Origin of the sequence: Pseudomonas sp. MWU12-2319, from assembly GCF_023242525.1 — a bacterium.
GTDB classification, from domain to species: Bacteria; Pseudomonadota; Gammaproteobacteria; order Pseudomonadales; family Pseudomonadaceae; genus Aquipseudomonas; species Aquipseudomonas gingeri_D.
Window position 1 is genome coordinate 79,342 of sequence record NZ_JALJES010000015.1, and the last position, 14,166, is coordinate 93,507.

Annotated in this window: 14 protein-coding genes and 1 pseudogene; 10 read left to right on the forward strand and 5 right to left on the reverse strand. The window is 61.1% G+C overall.

What is annotated here, in order from left to right; genetic code table 11:
- Window positions 1-131: 131 nt before the first annotated feature.
- Window positions 132-989, forward strand: a complete 858-nt coding sequence (gene purU / locus M5C01_RS23150; RefSeq protein WP_152741099.1) for a formyltetrahydrofolate deformylase — start codon at window positions 132-134, stop codon at window positions 987-989.
- Between the two features lie 355 nt (window positions 990-1,344).
- Entirely contained in the window at window positions 1,345-2,544 is a 1,200-nt protein-coding gene (gene fdhA / locus M5C01_RS23155; RefSeq protein WP_103498198.1) for a formaldehyde dehydrogenase, glutathione-independent, read from the forward strand.
- Window positions 2,545-2,787: 243 nt separating this feature from the next.
- On the opposite strand, the pseudogene M5C01_RS23160 reads toward fdhA, so the two are convergent.
- Window positions 2,788-3,047, reverse strand: a pseudogene (locus tag M5C01_RS23160) (short-chain dehydrogenase).
- A gap of 431 nt (window positions 3,048-3,478) precedes the next feature.
- On the opposite strand from M5C01_RS23160, the gene M5C01_RS23165 reads away from it, so the two are divergent.
- Window positions 3,479-3,823 carry a type II toxin-antitoxin system Phd/YefM family antitoxin gene (locus M5C01_RS23165; RefSeq protein WP_103499646.1) on the forward strand — a complete coding sequence of 115 codons (345 nt, stop codon included), beginning with the start codon at window positions 3,479-3,481 and terminating at the stop codon, window positions 3,821-3,823.
- The gene (locus M5C01_RS23170; RefSeq protein ID WP_152741098.1) at window positions 3,823-4,482 is read left to right on the forward strand and encodes an AAA family ATPase; all 660 of its coding nucleotides are present in this window, start codon (window positions 3,823-3,825) and stop codon (window positions 4,480-4,482) included. The genes M5C01_RS23165 and M5C01_RS23170 overlap by 1 nt, the downstream gene beginning before the upstream one ends.
- A gap of 48 nt (window positions 4,483-4,530) precedes the next feature.
- Here M5C01_RS23170 and M5C01_RS23175 read toward each other — a convergent pair whose 3' ends face one another.
- The 3 genes from M5C01_RS23175 to M5C01_RS23185 form a co-directional block, all read right to left on the reverse strand.
- On the reverse strand, window positions 4,531-5,205 hold the full coding sequence (locus M5C01_RS23175; protein ID WP_152741097.1) for an anti-sigma factor: 675 nt from the start codon (window positions 5,203-5,205) through the stop codon (window positions 4,531-4,533).
- The gene (locus M5C01_RS23180) at window positions 5,202-5,846 is read right to left on the reverse strand and encodes a sigma-70 family RNA polymerase sigma factor (RefSeq protein ID WP_152741096.1); all 645 of its coding nucleotides are present in this window, start codon (window positions 5,844-5,846) and stop codon (window positions 5,202-5,204) included. The genes M5C01_RS23175 and M5C01_RS23180 overlap by 4 nt, the downstream gene beginning before the upstream one ends.
- A 197-nt stretch (window positions 5,847-6,043) precedes the next feature.
- On the reverse strand, window positions 6,044-6,631 hold the full coding sequence (locus tag M5C01_RS23185; RefSeq protein ID WP_152741095.1) for a fasciclin domain-containing protein: 588 nt from the start codon (window positions 6,629-6,631) through the stop codon (window positions 6,044-6,046).
- A 221-nt stretch (window positions 6,632-6,852) separates the two neighbouring features.
- Between M5C01_RS23185 and M5C01_RS23190 the strand changes: the two genes are divergently transcribed.
- Together M5C01_RS23190 and M5C01_RS23195 are read left to right on the forward strand one after the other, a co-directional pair.
- On the forward strand, window positions 6,853-7,395 hold the full coding sequence (locus M5C01_RS23190; RefSeq protein WP_152741094.1) for a DUF2780 domain-containing protein: 543 nt from the start codon (window positions 6,853-6,855) through the stop codon (window positions 7,393-7,395).
- A 380-nt stretch (window positions 7,396-7,775) separates the two neighbouring features.
- Window positions 7,776-8,723, forward strand: coding sequence for a transposase (locus M5C01_RS23195; RefSeq protein WP_152741093.1), 948 nt, complete (start codon window positions 7,776-7,778; stop codon window positions 8,721-8,723).
- Window positions 8,724-8,762: 39 nt separating this feature from the next.
- Here M5C01_RS23195 and M5C01_RS23200 read toward each other — a convergent pair whose 3' ends face one another.
- Window positions 8,763-9,668 carry an acyltransferase gene (locus M5C01_RS23200; protein WP_152741092.1) on the reverse strand — a complete coding sequence of 302 codons (906 nt, stop codon included), beginning with the start codon at window positions 9,666-9,668 and terminating at the stop codon, window positions 8,763-8,765.
- Window positions 9,669-9,864: 196 nt separating this feature from the next.
- Here M5C01_RS23200 and M5C01_RS23205 point away from each other — a divergent pair, with 196 nt between their 5' ends.
- The 4 genes from M5C01_RS23205 to creD all read left to right on the forward strand — a co-directional run bounded on the left by M5C01_RS23205 (window position 9,865) and on the right by creD (window position 13,991).
- Window positions 9,865-10,365, forward strand: a complete 501-nt coding sequence (locus M5C01_RS23205) for an ATP-dependent zinc protease (protein WP_178129956.1) — start codon at window positions 9,865-9,867, stop codon at window positions 10,363-10,365.
- 58 nt (window positions 10,366-10,423) lie between these two features.
- Window positions 10,424-11,104, forward strand: coding sequence for a two-component system response regulator CreB (creB, locus tag M5C01_RS23210; RefSeq protein WP_103499639.1), 681 nt, complete (start codon window positions 10,424-10,426; stop codon window positions 11,102-11,104).
- Window positions 11,104-12,525, forward strand: a complete 1,422-nt coding sequence (gene creC / locus M5C01_RS23215; RefSeq protein ID WP_152741090.1) for a two-component system sensor histidine kinase CreC — start codon at window positions 11,104-11,106, stop codon at window positions 12,523-12,525. The genes creB and creC overlap by 1 nt, the downstream gene beginning before the upstream one ends.
- Before the next feature lie 92 nt (window positions 12,526-12,617).
- The gene (gene creD, locus M5C01_RS23220; RefSeq protein WP_152741089.1) at window positions 12,618-13,991 is read left to right on the forward strand and encodes a cell envelope integrity protein CreD; all 1,374 of its coding nucleotides are present in this window, start codon (window positions 12,618-12,620) and stop codon (window positions 13,989-13,991) included.
- The last annotated feature ends 175 nt before the right edge of the window (window positions 13,992-14,166 follow it).

Genomic DNA, 14,166 nt, shown 5'->3' on the forward strand with positions numbered 1-14,166 from the left:
CTCCATCGCCAGCAAGCTGGCTCCTACAGGGTTTGGTGTCGTATACAAGGGTAAGGATTGCCTGGAGCTCTCTACCAAGAGGCTTGCGATCAACCGCTTGGCGGTTGCCCCTCACGAACAGGAGTCAAGCAATGAGCCGCGCCCCCGATACATGGATTTTGACCGCCGACTGCCCCAGCGTGCTCGGCACGGTGGATGCGGTGACCCGCTATCTGTTCGAGCAGGGCTGCTACGTCACCGAGCACCACTCGTTCGATGACCGCCTCTCGGGGCGTTTCTTCATTCGCGTGGAGTTTCGCCAGCCCGACGGTTTCGACGAACTGGCCTTCCGCGCCGGCCTCGCCCTGCGCGGTGAGTCCTTCGGCATGCTGTTCGAACTGACCCCGCCGAACTACCGGCCGAAAGTGGTGATCATGGTCTCCAAGGCCGATCACTGCCTCAACGACCTGCTCTACCGCCAGCGCATCGGCCAATTGTCCATGGACGTGGCCGCCGTGGTCTCCAACCACCCGGACCTCAAGCCCCTGGCCGACTGGCACCAGATTCCCTACTACCATTTCCCGCTGGACCCGAACGACAAGCCGGGTCAGGAACGCCAGGTCTGGCAGGTGATCGAGGAGTCCGGTGCGGAGCTGGTGATTCTCGCCCGCTATATGCAGGTGCTCTCGCCCGAGCTGTGTCGCAAGCTCGACGGCAAGGCCATCAATATCCACCACTCGTTGCTGCCCGGCTTCAAGGGCGCCAAGCCCTATCACCAGGCCTATAACAAGGGCGTGAAACTGGTGGGGGCCACTGCGCACTACATCAACAACGACCTGGATGAAGGCCCGATCATTGCCCAGGGCGTGGAGGTGGTGGACCACAGTCACTACCCCGAGGACCTGATCGCCAAGGGCCGCGATATCGAAGGGCTGACGTTGGCGCGAGCGGTGGGGTATCACATTGAACGGCGGGTTTTCCTCAACGCCAACAGGACCGTCGTCCTCTGATTTTTTTGCTGCCGGTGCCGGCCTCATCGCCAGCAAGAACAACGCAACAACCACAGGCAATAACCCGAGCAATCTCCCACAGTGGACGCGGTGCCTGCCGTGAAGCAATACCCCTGTAGGAGCCGGCTTGCTGGCGAAGAGGCCCGCAAGAACAACGCAACAACCACAGGCAATAACCCGGGCAATCTCCCACAGTGGACGCGGTGCCTGCCGTGAAGCAATGCCCCTGTAGGAGCCGGCTTGCTGGCGAAGAGGTCGCAAGAACAACGCAACAACCACAGGCAATAACCCGAGCAATCTACGCGCTGCCCCCTGGCAACGTGTTGCTACATAAAAACAACAGCGAGGTGAAAGCATGTCTGGCAATCGTGGTGTGGTGTATCTCGGCAATGGCAAGGTCGAGGTGCAGAAAATCGACTATCCGAAAATGCAGGACCCACGCGGCAGGAAGATTGAGCACGGTGTCATCCTGCGCGTCGTCTCCACCAACATCTGTGGTTCGGACCAGCATATGGTCCGTGGCCGTACCACTGCCCAGACCGGTCTGGTCCTGGGTCATGAAATCACCGGTGAAGTGATCGAGAAGGGCAGCGACGTCGAGAACCTGAAACTCGGCGACCTGGTCTCGGTCCCCTTCAACGTGGCTTGCGGGCGCTGCCGTTCCTGCAAGGAGCAACACACCGGCGTCTGCCTGACCGTCAACCCGGCCCGTGCCGGCGGTGCCTACGGTTATGTCGACATGGGCGACTGGACCGGCGGCCAGGCTGAATACGTGCTGGTGCCGTACGCCGACTTCAACCTGCTCAAGCTGCCGGATCGCGACAAGGCCATGGAGAAGATCCGCGATCTGACCTGCCTCTCCGACATCCTGCCTACCGGCTACCACGGCGCGGTCACCGCGGGTGTTGGTCCAGGCAGCACCGTATACATCGCCGGTGCCGGTCCGGTCGGCCTCGCGGCGGCGGCTTCGGCGCGCCTGCTGGGCGCGGCGGTGGTGATCATCGGTGACGTCAACCCGATCCGCCTGGCCCACGCCAAGGCCCAGGGTTTCGAAATCGCCGACCTGTCCAAGGACACCCCGCTGCACGAACAGATCGCCGCGCTGTTGGGCGAACCTGAAGTGGATTGTGCCGTCGATGCCGTGGGCTTCGAAGCCCGTGGTCACGGCCATGAAGGCGTGAAGCACGAGGCTCCGGCCACCGTGCTCAACTCGCTGATGGGCGTGGTCCGCGTGGCGGGCAAGATCGGTATTCCGGGCCTGTATGTGACTGAAGACCCGGGTGCGGTGGATGCTGCCGCGAAAATGGGCAGCCTGAGCATCCGCTTCGGCCTCGGCTGGGCCAAGTCCCACAGCTTCCACACCGGCCAGACCCCGGTGATGAAGTACAACCGCCAGCTGATGCAGGCGATCATGTGGGATCGGATCAATATTGCCGAGATCGTCGGTGTCCAGGTCATCAGCCTGGATGACGCACCGAAGGGCTACGGCGAGTTCGATGCGGGCGTGCCGAAGAAGTTCGTGATCGACCCGCACAAGCTGTTCAGTGCGGCGTAAGCAGTAAAGGGCAAGACGGAAAAAGGGCGACTTCGGTCGCCCTTTTTAGTGGGTGAAATTCAGTTGGAACAGACGGGCTTTTTGGCCGATATCCCGGTGGTACACGGTCGTTGGCAGCACATCGTTTCTGTAGGAGCAGGGCTTGCCCGCGAAGCTTTTAGCGATCTCAAGGGCCTCTTCGCGGCGGTGCGGCGATCCGACAAGCCCTGCTCCTACAGTTTTGTTTCGTTGCATATTCTGCGATCAGGCCCGTAGCCGCCAGCCCAGTACATCCATCAGGTCGCAGCCATCGCGCATGACCATCGCGGGACCTGGAGGATATGTTGGAAGTCGATGTCATTGGCGTTGTGCAGTTCGATGTGGGACAGGGCTTCGAGCATCTGTGTCGCCGCGAGGAAGCGGGCGGCGGCGTTGGCGTGGAGCACGTCGGTCGGGCTTTCGGCGTCGATCAACAGGCTGGGAATCAGGCAGTCGATGGCGGTGAGGGGTATGTATTTCGTCATGGGTAAAACCTCAGTCTATTGGTTAGAAACCGCCCGATTCGTCGCCAAACGAAACGGGTGGCAGCTGTACGCAGGTTGGCGAACCGGAATAGACCAAGCCGGCAGACCCGAAGGTCTCCCGCGCACAGCTGCCATATAGAAGCAGCTTTGCGGGTGCGAACGCGCCTGCAAACAAGCACAGAGCTTTCGCACAGTCTAAAAACCGAGTCGCCAAACCCGTATCGCCAATCAGGGCGACCGGCGGACTATAAGCCGCAGGCTTCTGAGGACGCAAGGCGGGGAATTGTTACGGGTCATTCTGATGGGTGGATCTAAGGATCGGCTATCTTCTAGCCGAAACAAACCTTGAAAAAGCTGAATATGGCAAAAATAGCCAGATTGCTTCGGCGTTGCTATAGTGAGCTGGCCATCTCAGCTTGCGAGCACATGCCATGATTGCCTTGCCTGACCTCCTTGATCTGCCCCGCCAGAATGCCTCCCAGGTGAAGAACAAGTGGGCCGACGTTGTCCGTCTGGTCCATCAGTCCGGCACTGTGGCGGTGACCAACCACTCGACTGTGGAAATGGTGCTGCTGGCCGCCGAGACCTATCAGCAGCTGATCGCCGAAGTACAAGCCTACAAGGCCCGGGAGCAATCGGCCCTGGAGGAGTTGACCCAACGTTTCGATGCCCGCCTGGAGGTTCTGCAACAGCCTGAATCTGTCACTGGCGTGCGTTCACTGCTGGCGGCCAAAGGCAAGCTGGGCAAGCGTCCCAAGGCAGGATCTTCCTACTGATGAGTGAAGTATTACCCAGCGAACGTCCTTATATTTTCGTCTTGGCTGGTGTCAACGGTGCAGGTAAAAGCTCCGTGGGTGGTGCGCTCCTGGCTGAACACGGGCTGGATTGGTTCAACCCGGATAGTTTTGCACGTGAGTTGGTCGGCTCGCAGGGCATTGATCCTGCTCAGGCCAATGCCCTGGCTTGGGAGCACGGCCGCTCCCTGTTGGAAACCGCACTGCTCCAGGGGCGTAACTACGCGTTCGAAACCACGCTGGGTGGTAACACGATTGCGCGCTTGCTGGCTCAGGCCGCTCGCACTCATGACGTGGTGATGCTGTTTTGCGGATTGTCGTCCGCGGAGCAGCACCTGCAACGGGTACGTTTTCGCGTTTCCGTCGGTGGTCACGATATTGCGGAAAAGAAAATTCGCGAGCGTTGGGTATCCTCTCGAGCGAATCTGGTCAGTCTGATGCCGCTGTTGGCGCACTTGCAGGTGTTCGATAACAGCGCCGACGTCTTACCGGGTGAGGATATTCCAGACCCTGTGCTGATTCTGGAGATGGTGGCTGGACAGATCACTTTCCCGGATCCGGAAGATGCCGTTGCCTTGCAGGGCACACCACAATGGGCGCGGCCGCTGGTACAGGCGGCTATTGAATATCTTCCGGAGTAGTCGGTCTGAAACGCCGCCGATCCTGCAAGGACCTCGCGGCTTTTGGGTTCAGAGCGCCGCCAACGGCCCCTGGTACAACACCGGTCCGGTCGGTTGCCCGGTCGGTGACCCGCCCGTCGGCTCAAGGCTGACCGCCAGCACCACCGAGGTGCTGAGCAACGCCTTATGCGCTTCGCTCAACTCGACCCGTCCCTTGCCCTCCTTGGGCACCAGTCCCAGGGACACCGGCTTGCCGCCCACCGGAATCGCCCACAGTTCCAGGCTGCGGTCGGCGGTCACCGCCGCCAGGCTCAGCGGTTCCACTTGCAGGTAGTCGGCATGGGCCTTGACCCGCAATGCCGGGGTTTGCGTGCCGCTGAGCAGGGTTGCGCTGGCGCTCACCGGGTCATGGTTATAGAACACGCCCAGGGCCGCCACCAGCACCAGCGAACAGGCCGCCGCGAGGATGCGCAACCGACTCCAGAACGGCCGTTTCTCAGGCAGGTGCAGCCGTTGCGGATCGATCCTTGCGACAACACCTTGCCACACCCGATCCGGCACCGGCTGTTCGGCCACCGATTCGGTCAGGGCCATCAGGTTTTCCTGCCACTCGGCGACCTGGGCCCGCAGTTTGGCGTCGTCGCGCATCAGTGCTTCGAAACGCCGACGCGCAGCCTTGGACATCACACCGATGGCGTAGTCGGCGGCGAGGGCGCGGCGCAGGCGGGGGTTCTGGTAGTTCATGATTCAAGGCACCTGCGCAGGCGTTCCATGCCGCGACGTATCCAGGATTTGACCGAGCCCAGCGGCGCCGGCAGTTGTTCGGCCAGTTCCGCGTAGGACAAACCGTGGAAGTAAGCCAGGGTGATCGACTGGCGTTGCATGCCTTCCAGGGTCTCCAGGCAGCGGTTCAGGGCACTGGCCTCGCGGGCGCTGTCGAGCAGTTCGTGGGCCGAGGGGCTGTCGTCGGCCAGGCTGTCTTCCTGGCCATCGACCAGGGGCACCTCGCGAAGCCGGCGCAACTGGTCGATGGCCAGGTTGCGGGTGATATTGACCATCCAGGTCATCGGCGCCGAAAGGTGTGCCTCGTAGCGCGAAGCGTTGTTCCAGATGCGCACGAAACTTTCCTGGAGGACTTCCTCGGCCAGGTCGGCGCGGCCCAGGCAACGCAGGGCTACACCGTGCAGGCGTGGGGCGACGCTACGATACAGCGTCTCGAATGCGCGGCGGTTGCCCAGTGAGCACTGGGCCAACAGCTGCCTGAGTTGATCGGCGTCGGCGGTGGAAATGGGTGTTCTCCAGACAATCAAAAGACGATGTATGGGCCGCGCTGTGCGCTCGTTGCCGCCTGAGGGTAGTTCACGGCACGCGGTTGTTCCATTCATGGGGGTTCCTCGCGGGCTGGCCGGCCTCGCGGATAGCTTGGCCATGGACCCGTAACATGGCTCAACGCGGTCTCTGTAGGAGCCGGCTTGCTGGCGATGGACCCACGGGCGCCGTGGTGTTTCAGGCGCCCCGCGTTATCGTTGACTTCCATCGCCAGCAAGCCGGCTCCTACAGTAGAGCGGTGGCTTGGCCGGGCTCAGCTTTTGGGCAGCAGCACCTTGTCGATCACCTGGATCACGCCGTTGGATTGCATCACGTCGTAGGTGGTGATGTCGGCGGTGGTGCCTTTCTCATCCTTGATCACGATGTTGTGCGGGCCGTTCATCATTGCCCACAACTTGCCCCCGGCCACGGTGGTCAGCTCGGTCTTGCCGCCGCCGGCCTTGATGCGCTTGCTCAGTTCGGCCATGTCGAGTTTCCCGGCCACCACGTGGTAGGTGAGGATATGGGTCAGGGTGCCTTTGTTTTCCGGCTTGAGCAGGGTGTCGACGGTGCCGGCGGGCAGGGCGGCGAAGGCGGAGTTGACCGGGGCGAAGACGGTGAACGGGCCCTGGCCCTTGAGGGTCGGCACCAGTCCGGCGGCCTTCACGGCGGCGACGAGGGTGGTGTGGTCGGCGGAATTGACCGCGTTGTCGACGATGTCCTTGCTCGGCAGCATGCTTTGTCCGCCGACCATCACACTGTCGTGGTCCATGCTCATGCTCGCCGCCTGGGCCAGGCCAGCGGACAACGCGAGGGTCAACAAGCTGGCAATCAGGGGCGCTTTGATCGAAGTGCATTTCATGATGGGGAATCCTTGTCGGTATGAAGTCGGCCAGGAAGTTCTGTCCGTGCTTGATATACGCAAGGGGGCGGGGATCGGATGCAGGGACCGCTGAATTTTTTATGGGGACGGTAGGAGGATTCGGCGCGTGCGGAACAAGTCCGGTTTTTTTGACTCCAACGGCAAGTGTTCGGCGCCTGTCCCTGCTGGCGGGTGGTCATGATGACTTTCGAGGTGTTGCAATGAAGATTCCACGCGGTGTTGTACTGGCTTCGCTCCTGGCATTCGCCGCTACCCCGGTGTTTGCGGCGTTCAGCCTGAACGATGCGGCCAATGCGGTTTCGTCCATGCAAGGCGGGCAAAATGGCAATGCGGCGGCACCGGCCAGTGGTCTGCTCAGTACCCTGGGGTCGCAGTTGCACGTCACCCCGGAACAGGCGGTGGGGGGGACCGGTGCGATGCTCGGCCTGGCCAAGAACAAACTCAGCGGCAACGACTATTCGCAGTTGAGCAAGAGCGTGCCGGGGCTCGACCAGCTCTCGGGCGGCGGTGTCCTGTCCGGCCTGGGCGGTTTGCTCGGCCAGTCGGGTAACTCGGCGTCGGTGGGCAGCGCACTGGGCAATGTGCAGAACACCAGTGACCTGAACAAGGCCTTCGGTGCCCTGGGCATGGACAGCGGCATGGTCGGCCAGTTTGCTCCGGTGATCCTGCAATACCTGGGGCAGCAGGGTGTCGGTGGTCCGTTGCTCAAGAGCCTGGGTAGTATCTGGGGCGCCGGTAGCTGATTCAGCCTCGGGCTCGAATAAAAGAGCATCGAACGGTTCAGGCTGTTCGGTGCTTTTTTCTGTACGGGCGCAACGGTATTTTTGCGCTGGAACGCGGATTTGTGGGAGCCGGCTTGCCGGCGATAACGTCCGAACAGGCGCCGCAAGGCTCAAGGGCCTCATCGCCGGCAAGCCGGCTTGTATGGTAGGACTTGAAGGGAGGAGGAGGGACAAAGCCGGATTCTGACTGTTCGCGCAGTACAGACCGTGGGAGATTTCACCCCTCCTCCTTTCACCCAAGCGCCGATAAAGAATGCTTCAGGCTAGACCGACGATAGGAACAAGCCTGCGCCTCTGGGTGACCCCTTCAAGTACGCAAACCTTATCCCGGAGGATGCTTAATGGCAATGCTGGTTCCCGTCTCAAAACCGATAGTGGGCGTAGATGTCGCCAAGAATGAGCTGGTGATCTACCACGCTGAACGCGATCTGCTGGAGACCATTGCCAACACCAAGGCGGCCATCAAGAAGTGGCTAAAGGCGTTGCCTGGAACTGTCACCATCGCCATTGAAGCCACGAACATCTATCACGTGCTTTTTGCCGATTTGGCCTATGAAGCCGGGTGTGACATTTACATGATCGGTGGCTATGAACTGAGCCACTATCGAAAAGGCGTGAATGTACGCGCCAAGACCGATGCCCTCGATGCCCGCCTATTAGCTCGGTACCTGAAAAATGAGGCCGAGGAGTTACATCCATGGACGCCACCGTCCCCTCTTTATCGCCAGTTGTTGAGCCTGTTCCGTCGGCGTGCTGCATTGGTCCAGGCCCGTACCAGCCTGGTTCAAAGCTGGGCCAATGAGCCGCGTCTGAAAACCTCATTCGCCGCTCAGGTCCGCTCGATGCAAAGACTAGAAGCGCTCGTCGAAAAAATGATCAAGGACCTGCTGGAAAAAGCTGGCTTGATGGGTCAACTGAAACGTTGCATGAAGGTTGAAGGTATTGGTTTTTTAACGGCTGCCCGGTTGCTGGCTACTTTTCAGCGTGGTGAGTTCAGGGGCGGCGATGCATTTATCGCCTTTCTTGGGATGGACCTGAGGGTGTCCAAATCGGGGCAAAAGGACGGACGTCGCAGCCTGACCAAACGGGGTGACTCAGAGGCTCGTCGACTGCTGCATAACGCCGCCATGTCTGCCAGCCGTACAGCGACCTGGAAACCGCTCTACGAAGAGCTAAGGGCCCGTGGCTTCAGCACGACTCAGGCGTTGGTCATCCTTGCCCGTAAATTGGCGCGGGTGGTGTTCGCCCTGTTAAAAAACCAGAGCGAGTACCAATCTAAAGTTGCTTAAGGGCTTCCCCGCAACCATAGAATCTCCCACAGGTGGTGGTCAACCGGGCCGATTTGTCGACGCGCTCTCGCTGCGCAAGGCTGCGATACGTTGGTCCTTTTCACTCCAGAGCTGGTTGACCCAGTCCTGGATCTGCTGGCGAAACAGCGGGTCGTTCTCGTAGTCGCCTTGCCACAGATCGGCGGTCAATTCGCGGGTCTGGAAGTCGATGATGACCTTGGGCAGGTTGCCGCTGATCAAATCCCAGAACCCCGGAATCCGCTCTTGTGGATAAACCACGGTGACATCGAGGATCGCGTCCAGTTGTTCGCCCATGGCCGCCAGCACGAAGGCCACGCCGCCGGCCTTGGGCTTGAGCAGATGGGTAAAGGGCGAGTCCTGCTCCTGGCGTTTGGCCGGGCTGAAGCGGGTGCCTTCGAGGTAGTTGACCACGGTCACCGGCTGGCGCTTGAACAGCTCGCAGGCGGCCTGGGTGATTTCCAGGTCATGGCCCTTGAGTTCCGGGTGCTTGTCGAGAAAGGCCTTGGAGTAGCGCTTCATGAACGGATAGTCCAGCGCCCACCAGGCCAGGCCCAGGAACGGTACCCAGATCAGTTCTTTCTTGAGGAAGAACTTGAAGAACGGCGTGTGTCGGTTGAGGGTCTGGATCAGCGCCGGGATATCGACCCAGGACTGATGGTTGCAGACCACCAGGTACGAGGTGTCGCGGCGCAGGCCTTCGGCACCGCGAATATCCCAGCGGGTGGGGATGCACAGGGCGAAGATCAGCTTGTCGATCTCGGCCCAGGTTTCGGCGATCCACATCACCGCCGCGCTGGCATAGTCGCGAAAACGACCGGGCAGCAGCAGCTTGAGCAGGGCGAAGAGCATCAGCGGGCCGAACAGTACCAGCGTGTTGAGCAAAAGCAGGAACGTGACGAAACTGCCGGTGAGCAGGCGGCGCATACAGGGACTCTTTCAAAACGTGAGGGCGCGCCATGATAAAGGCGGGCGCGGGCAGACGCCAAATCGCCCGGGCGACAAATGTTTCACGGGATGTCGGATAGGTTGATAGTGGTCTGTCAGATTTGTTCATGAACCAACGCGCGAACAGCGGTCTAAAATGGCGCCCCTTGTGCGTCCACCCAAAGGTACAGCCGAAGTGAAATCCATTCTTGCCCTGTTGTCCCTCCTGGCCCTGCCGGTCATGGCGGCCGAACCGACCCTCTACGGGCGCTACGAATATATCCAGCTGCCGGAAATCGGCCAGACCTTCAAGGCCAAGATGGACACCGGTGCGTTGACCGCCTCGCTATCGGCCAAGGATATCGAACTGTTCAAGCGTGACGGCGAGGACTGGGTACGTTTCCGCCTGGGCACGGCCGATGCCGACGGCAAGGTCTACGAGCACAAGGTCGCGCGCATCAGCAAGATCAAGACCCGTACCGAGGAAGACGAAGACGGCGAAGCCAGCGACGCGAGCAAGCGCCCGGTGGTGGAACTGGATATGTGCCTGGGTAACGTCAAGCGTAGCGTGGAGGTCAACCTGACCAACCGCAGCGGCTTCAACTATCCGCTGTTGATCGGCGCCAAGGCCCTGCGCGAATTCGGCGCGGCGGTGAACCCGGCGCGGCGTTATACCGCTGACCAACCCCACTGCTGATTGACGGGGCGGCACGGGTCCGGCACCGTTGCGCGATCAACACCAGTGCTCGGACGCCATGCCCCATATCCTGATTGTCGAAGACGAAGCGGCGATTGCCGATACCCTGATCTATGCCCTGCAGGGTGAAGGGTTCACCACCACCTGGCTGAACCTGGGGGGCGCGGCGGTCGAGCACCAGCGCACGACGCCGGCCGACCTGCTGATCCTCGATATCGGCCTGCCGGATATCAGCGGTTTCGAGGTGTGCAAGCAGCTGCGGCGCTTTACCGAAGTGCCGGTGATGTTTCTCAGCGCCCGTGATGGCGAGATCGACCGCGTGGTGGGCCTGGAAATCGGCGCCGACGATTATGTGGTCAAGCCCTTCAGCCCACGGGAAGTCGCGGCGCGGGTGCGGGCGATCCTCAAGCGTGTGGTGCCCCCGGCGTTGTCGGCGGTTTCCAGTGAACGCTTCCTGGTCGATCACGAACGGGTACAGATCAGCTATCGCGGCCAGCCCTTGAACCTGACCCGTCACGAATTCCGCCTGCTCGCCAGCCTGCTGGAGCAACCCGAACGGGTCTTCAGCCGCGAGCAGTTGCTCGATGCGCTGGGCGTGGCGGCGGACGCCGGCTACGAGCGTAACATCGACAGCCATATCAAGAGCCTGCGAGCCAAGCTGCGTGCGGTGGCTGGCGATGCCGAACCGATCCAGACCCATCGCGGCCTGGGCTACAGCTACAGTCCGGGGAACAGCTGATGCCGTTGGGGATCCGGATTTTCCTGGTGTATTTCCTTTTCGTCGGCCTGACCGGCTATTTCGTGCTGAACACGGTGATGAAGGAAATCCGCCCCGGCGTGCGTCAGTCCACCGAAGAAACCCTGGTGGACACCGCCAACCTGCTGGCGGAAATTCTCCATGACGATGTGAAGAACGGCACCCTCAGCCAGAGTCGCCTGCCGCAGGCACTCAAGGCCTATGGCCAGCGCAAGCCGGCGGCGACCATCTGGGGCCTGGAGAAGAATCAGGTCAACCACCGGATCTACGTGACCGACGCCCGTGGCATCGTGTTGCTCGATTCCGCCGAGCAAGCGGTGGGACAGGACTATTCGAACTGGAACGATGTCTACCTGACCCTGCGCGGCGAGTACGGCGCCCGCTCGACCCGCACGGTGGACGGTGACCCGAACTCCTCGGTGATGCACGTCGGCGCGCCGATCACCGACAATGGCCAGATCATTGGCGTGGTCACGGTGGCCAAGCCCAATAGTTCGTTGCAGCCTTATGTGGATCGCACCGAGCACCGCCTGCTGATGTACGGCGCCGGGCTGATCGGCCTGGGCCTGTTGTTCGGCGCGCTGTTGTCCTGGTGGCTGAGCGCGGCGTTGCGGCGCCTGACCGCTTACGCCCAGGCGGTCAGTGAAGGTCAAAAGGCCGAGCTGCCACGCTATCGCGGCGGCGAGATGGCGCAGTTGGCCAATGCCGTGGAGCATATGCGCACGCAGTTGGAGGGCAAGGCCTATGTCGAGCGCTACGTGCACACCCTGACCCACGAACTGAAAAGCCCGTTGGCGGCGATTCGCGGGGCGGCGGAGCTGTTGCAGGGCGAGATGCCGGAAGCCCAGCGCGAGCGTTTTGTCGGCAATATCGACAGCGAAAGCGCGCGGATGCAGCGGTTGATCGAGCGGTTGCTGAACCTGGCACTGGTGGAGCAGCGTCAGGTATTGGAGGAGCAGGTCGAGATCCCCTTGGGGAGCCTGGTAGATGAAGTCTTGCAGGCCCAGGCCGCGCGGATCGAACGCGGACGCTTGCAGGTGCAGCAGTCGATTGCACCGGACCTGAAGGTATTCGGCGAACCCTTCCTGCTGCGTCAGGCCATCGGCAATCTGTTGGACAATGCCCTGGACTTTACGCCGCCGGAAGGGCTTGTGCACTTCAAGGCCGAACGCCAGGGCCGGCAGCTGTGCTTGACGCTGTTCAACCAGGCCGAGGCGATTCCCGAGTATGCGCTGCCGAGACTGAGCGAACGCTTCTACTCCCTTCCACGGCCAGGTAGCGGCCGCAAAAGCACCGGGCTGGGGCTGAACTTTGTCGAGGAAGTGATGAAGCTGCACGGCGGCGAACTGCGCATCGGCAATGTGCCCGGCGGGGTCGAGGTCAGCCTGAGCTTTCCCGGATAAACACCGCATCTCCACACAGTCTCCACATTCGTCCCATCAAGCCCCCACACAGGCTGCGCAGACTCTCCCCCATACCAACAGGGAGAGAACCCATGAACCGCGGTCTGGCTATAAAACTCGGGGCGATTGCCCTACTGATGCTGTTGTTGCTGGTCCCGTTGATGATGATCGACGGGGTGATCAGCGAACGTCAGCGCTTGCGCGACGGTGTCCTGGAAGATATCGCCCGCAGTTCCAGCTACAGCCAGCAATTGAATGGTCCGCTGTTGGTGGTGCCGTATCGCCAGACCGTTCGCGAATGGAAGACCGATGCCAAGGGCGAGCGCTACCAGCAAAGCAGCGAAGTCAGCGGGCGCCTGTACTTCTTGCCGGAGCGTTTTGAGCTCGATGGCAAGGTTCAGACCGAACTGCGCTCGCGGGGCATTTACGAGGCGCGGCTGTTTCATGCCAATAACCAGATCAGCGGTAACTTCGTGCTGCCGTTGCAATTGGGTATCACCGAGGACTTTGCCGATTACCGCTTCGACGAGCCGTACCTGGCGGTGGGCATCAGCGATATCCGTGGCATCGAAAACGCCCTGACCTTGCAGGTGGGCAGCCAGAACCTGGAGTTTCGGCCCGGGACCCAGGTCAGTTGGCTGGGTGACGGTGTGCATGTGAACTTGCCGCGGGTCGATGGCCGCGAAGAGCAGCGCCTCGATTTTTCCTTCGACCTGGTGCTACAAGGCACCGGTCAGTTGCAGGTGCTGCCGGTGGGCAAGACCAGCAGCATCCATCTGAGTGCCGATTGGCCGCACCCGAGCTTTATCGGCAACTACCTGCCGGTCAAACGGGAAGTCACCGACCAGGGGTTCAGCGCCCAGTGGCAGACCTCGTTCTTCTCCACCAATCTGCGTGAAGCCTTGAACAACTGCCTGGCGACCAGCGACTGCGATGGCTTCAAGGCCCGCAGCTTTGGGGTGAGTTTTATCGAACCGGTGGACCAGTACCTCAAGTCCGACCGGGCGATCAAATATGCGCTGCTGTTTATCGCCCTGACCTTTGCCGGCTTCTTCCTCTTCGAAGTGCTCAAGCGCCTGGCGGTGCATCCGGTCCAGTACGCCCTGGTCGGCGTGGCGTTGGCTTTCTTCTATCTGCTGTTGCTGTCGTTGTCGGAGCACCTTGGGTTTGGCCTGGCTTATCTGTTGTCGGCTGGGGCCTGTGTGGCGTTGATCGGCTTCTATGTCTGCCATGTCTTGCGCAGCCTGACCCATGGCCTGGGTTTCGGCATCGGCCTGGCCGCGTTGTATGGTTTGCTCTATGGGCTGCTGAGCGCCGAGGACTATGCGTTGCTGATGGGCTCGCTGCTGCTGTTCTGTCTGCTCGGAGTGTTTATGGTGCTGACCCGCAAACTCGACTGGTACGGGATTGGCCAGGGCAAGCCTGCCGAGGCGCTGAACTTTGATAGGGGAGCTGCCCATGAGTAGGTCGCTGGGGTTACGCGAGGATCAGCAATGGGGCGCGGAGTTGGCCCGCCTGTTGGCTAGTCAGACAAGACCGAGCACGGTCCCTGTAGGAGCCGAGCTTGCTCGCGATAGGGCCCGTGAGACCACTGAAAGCTTTACAGGCAGGTCACGTGGCGCTCTGTCTTGAAAGCCTCTC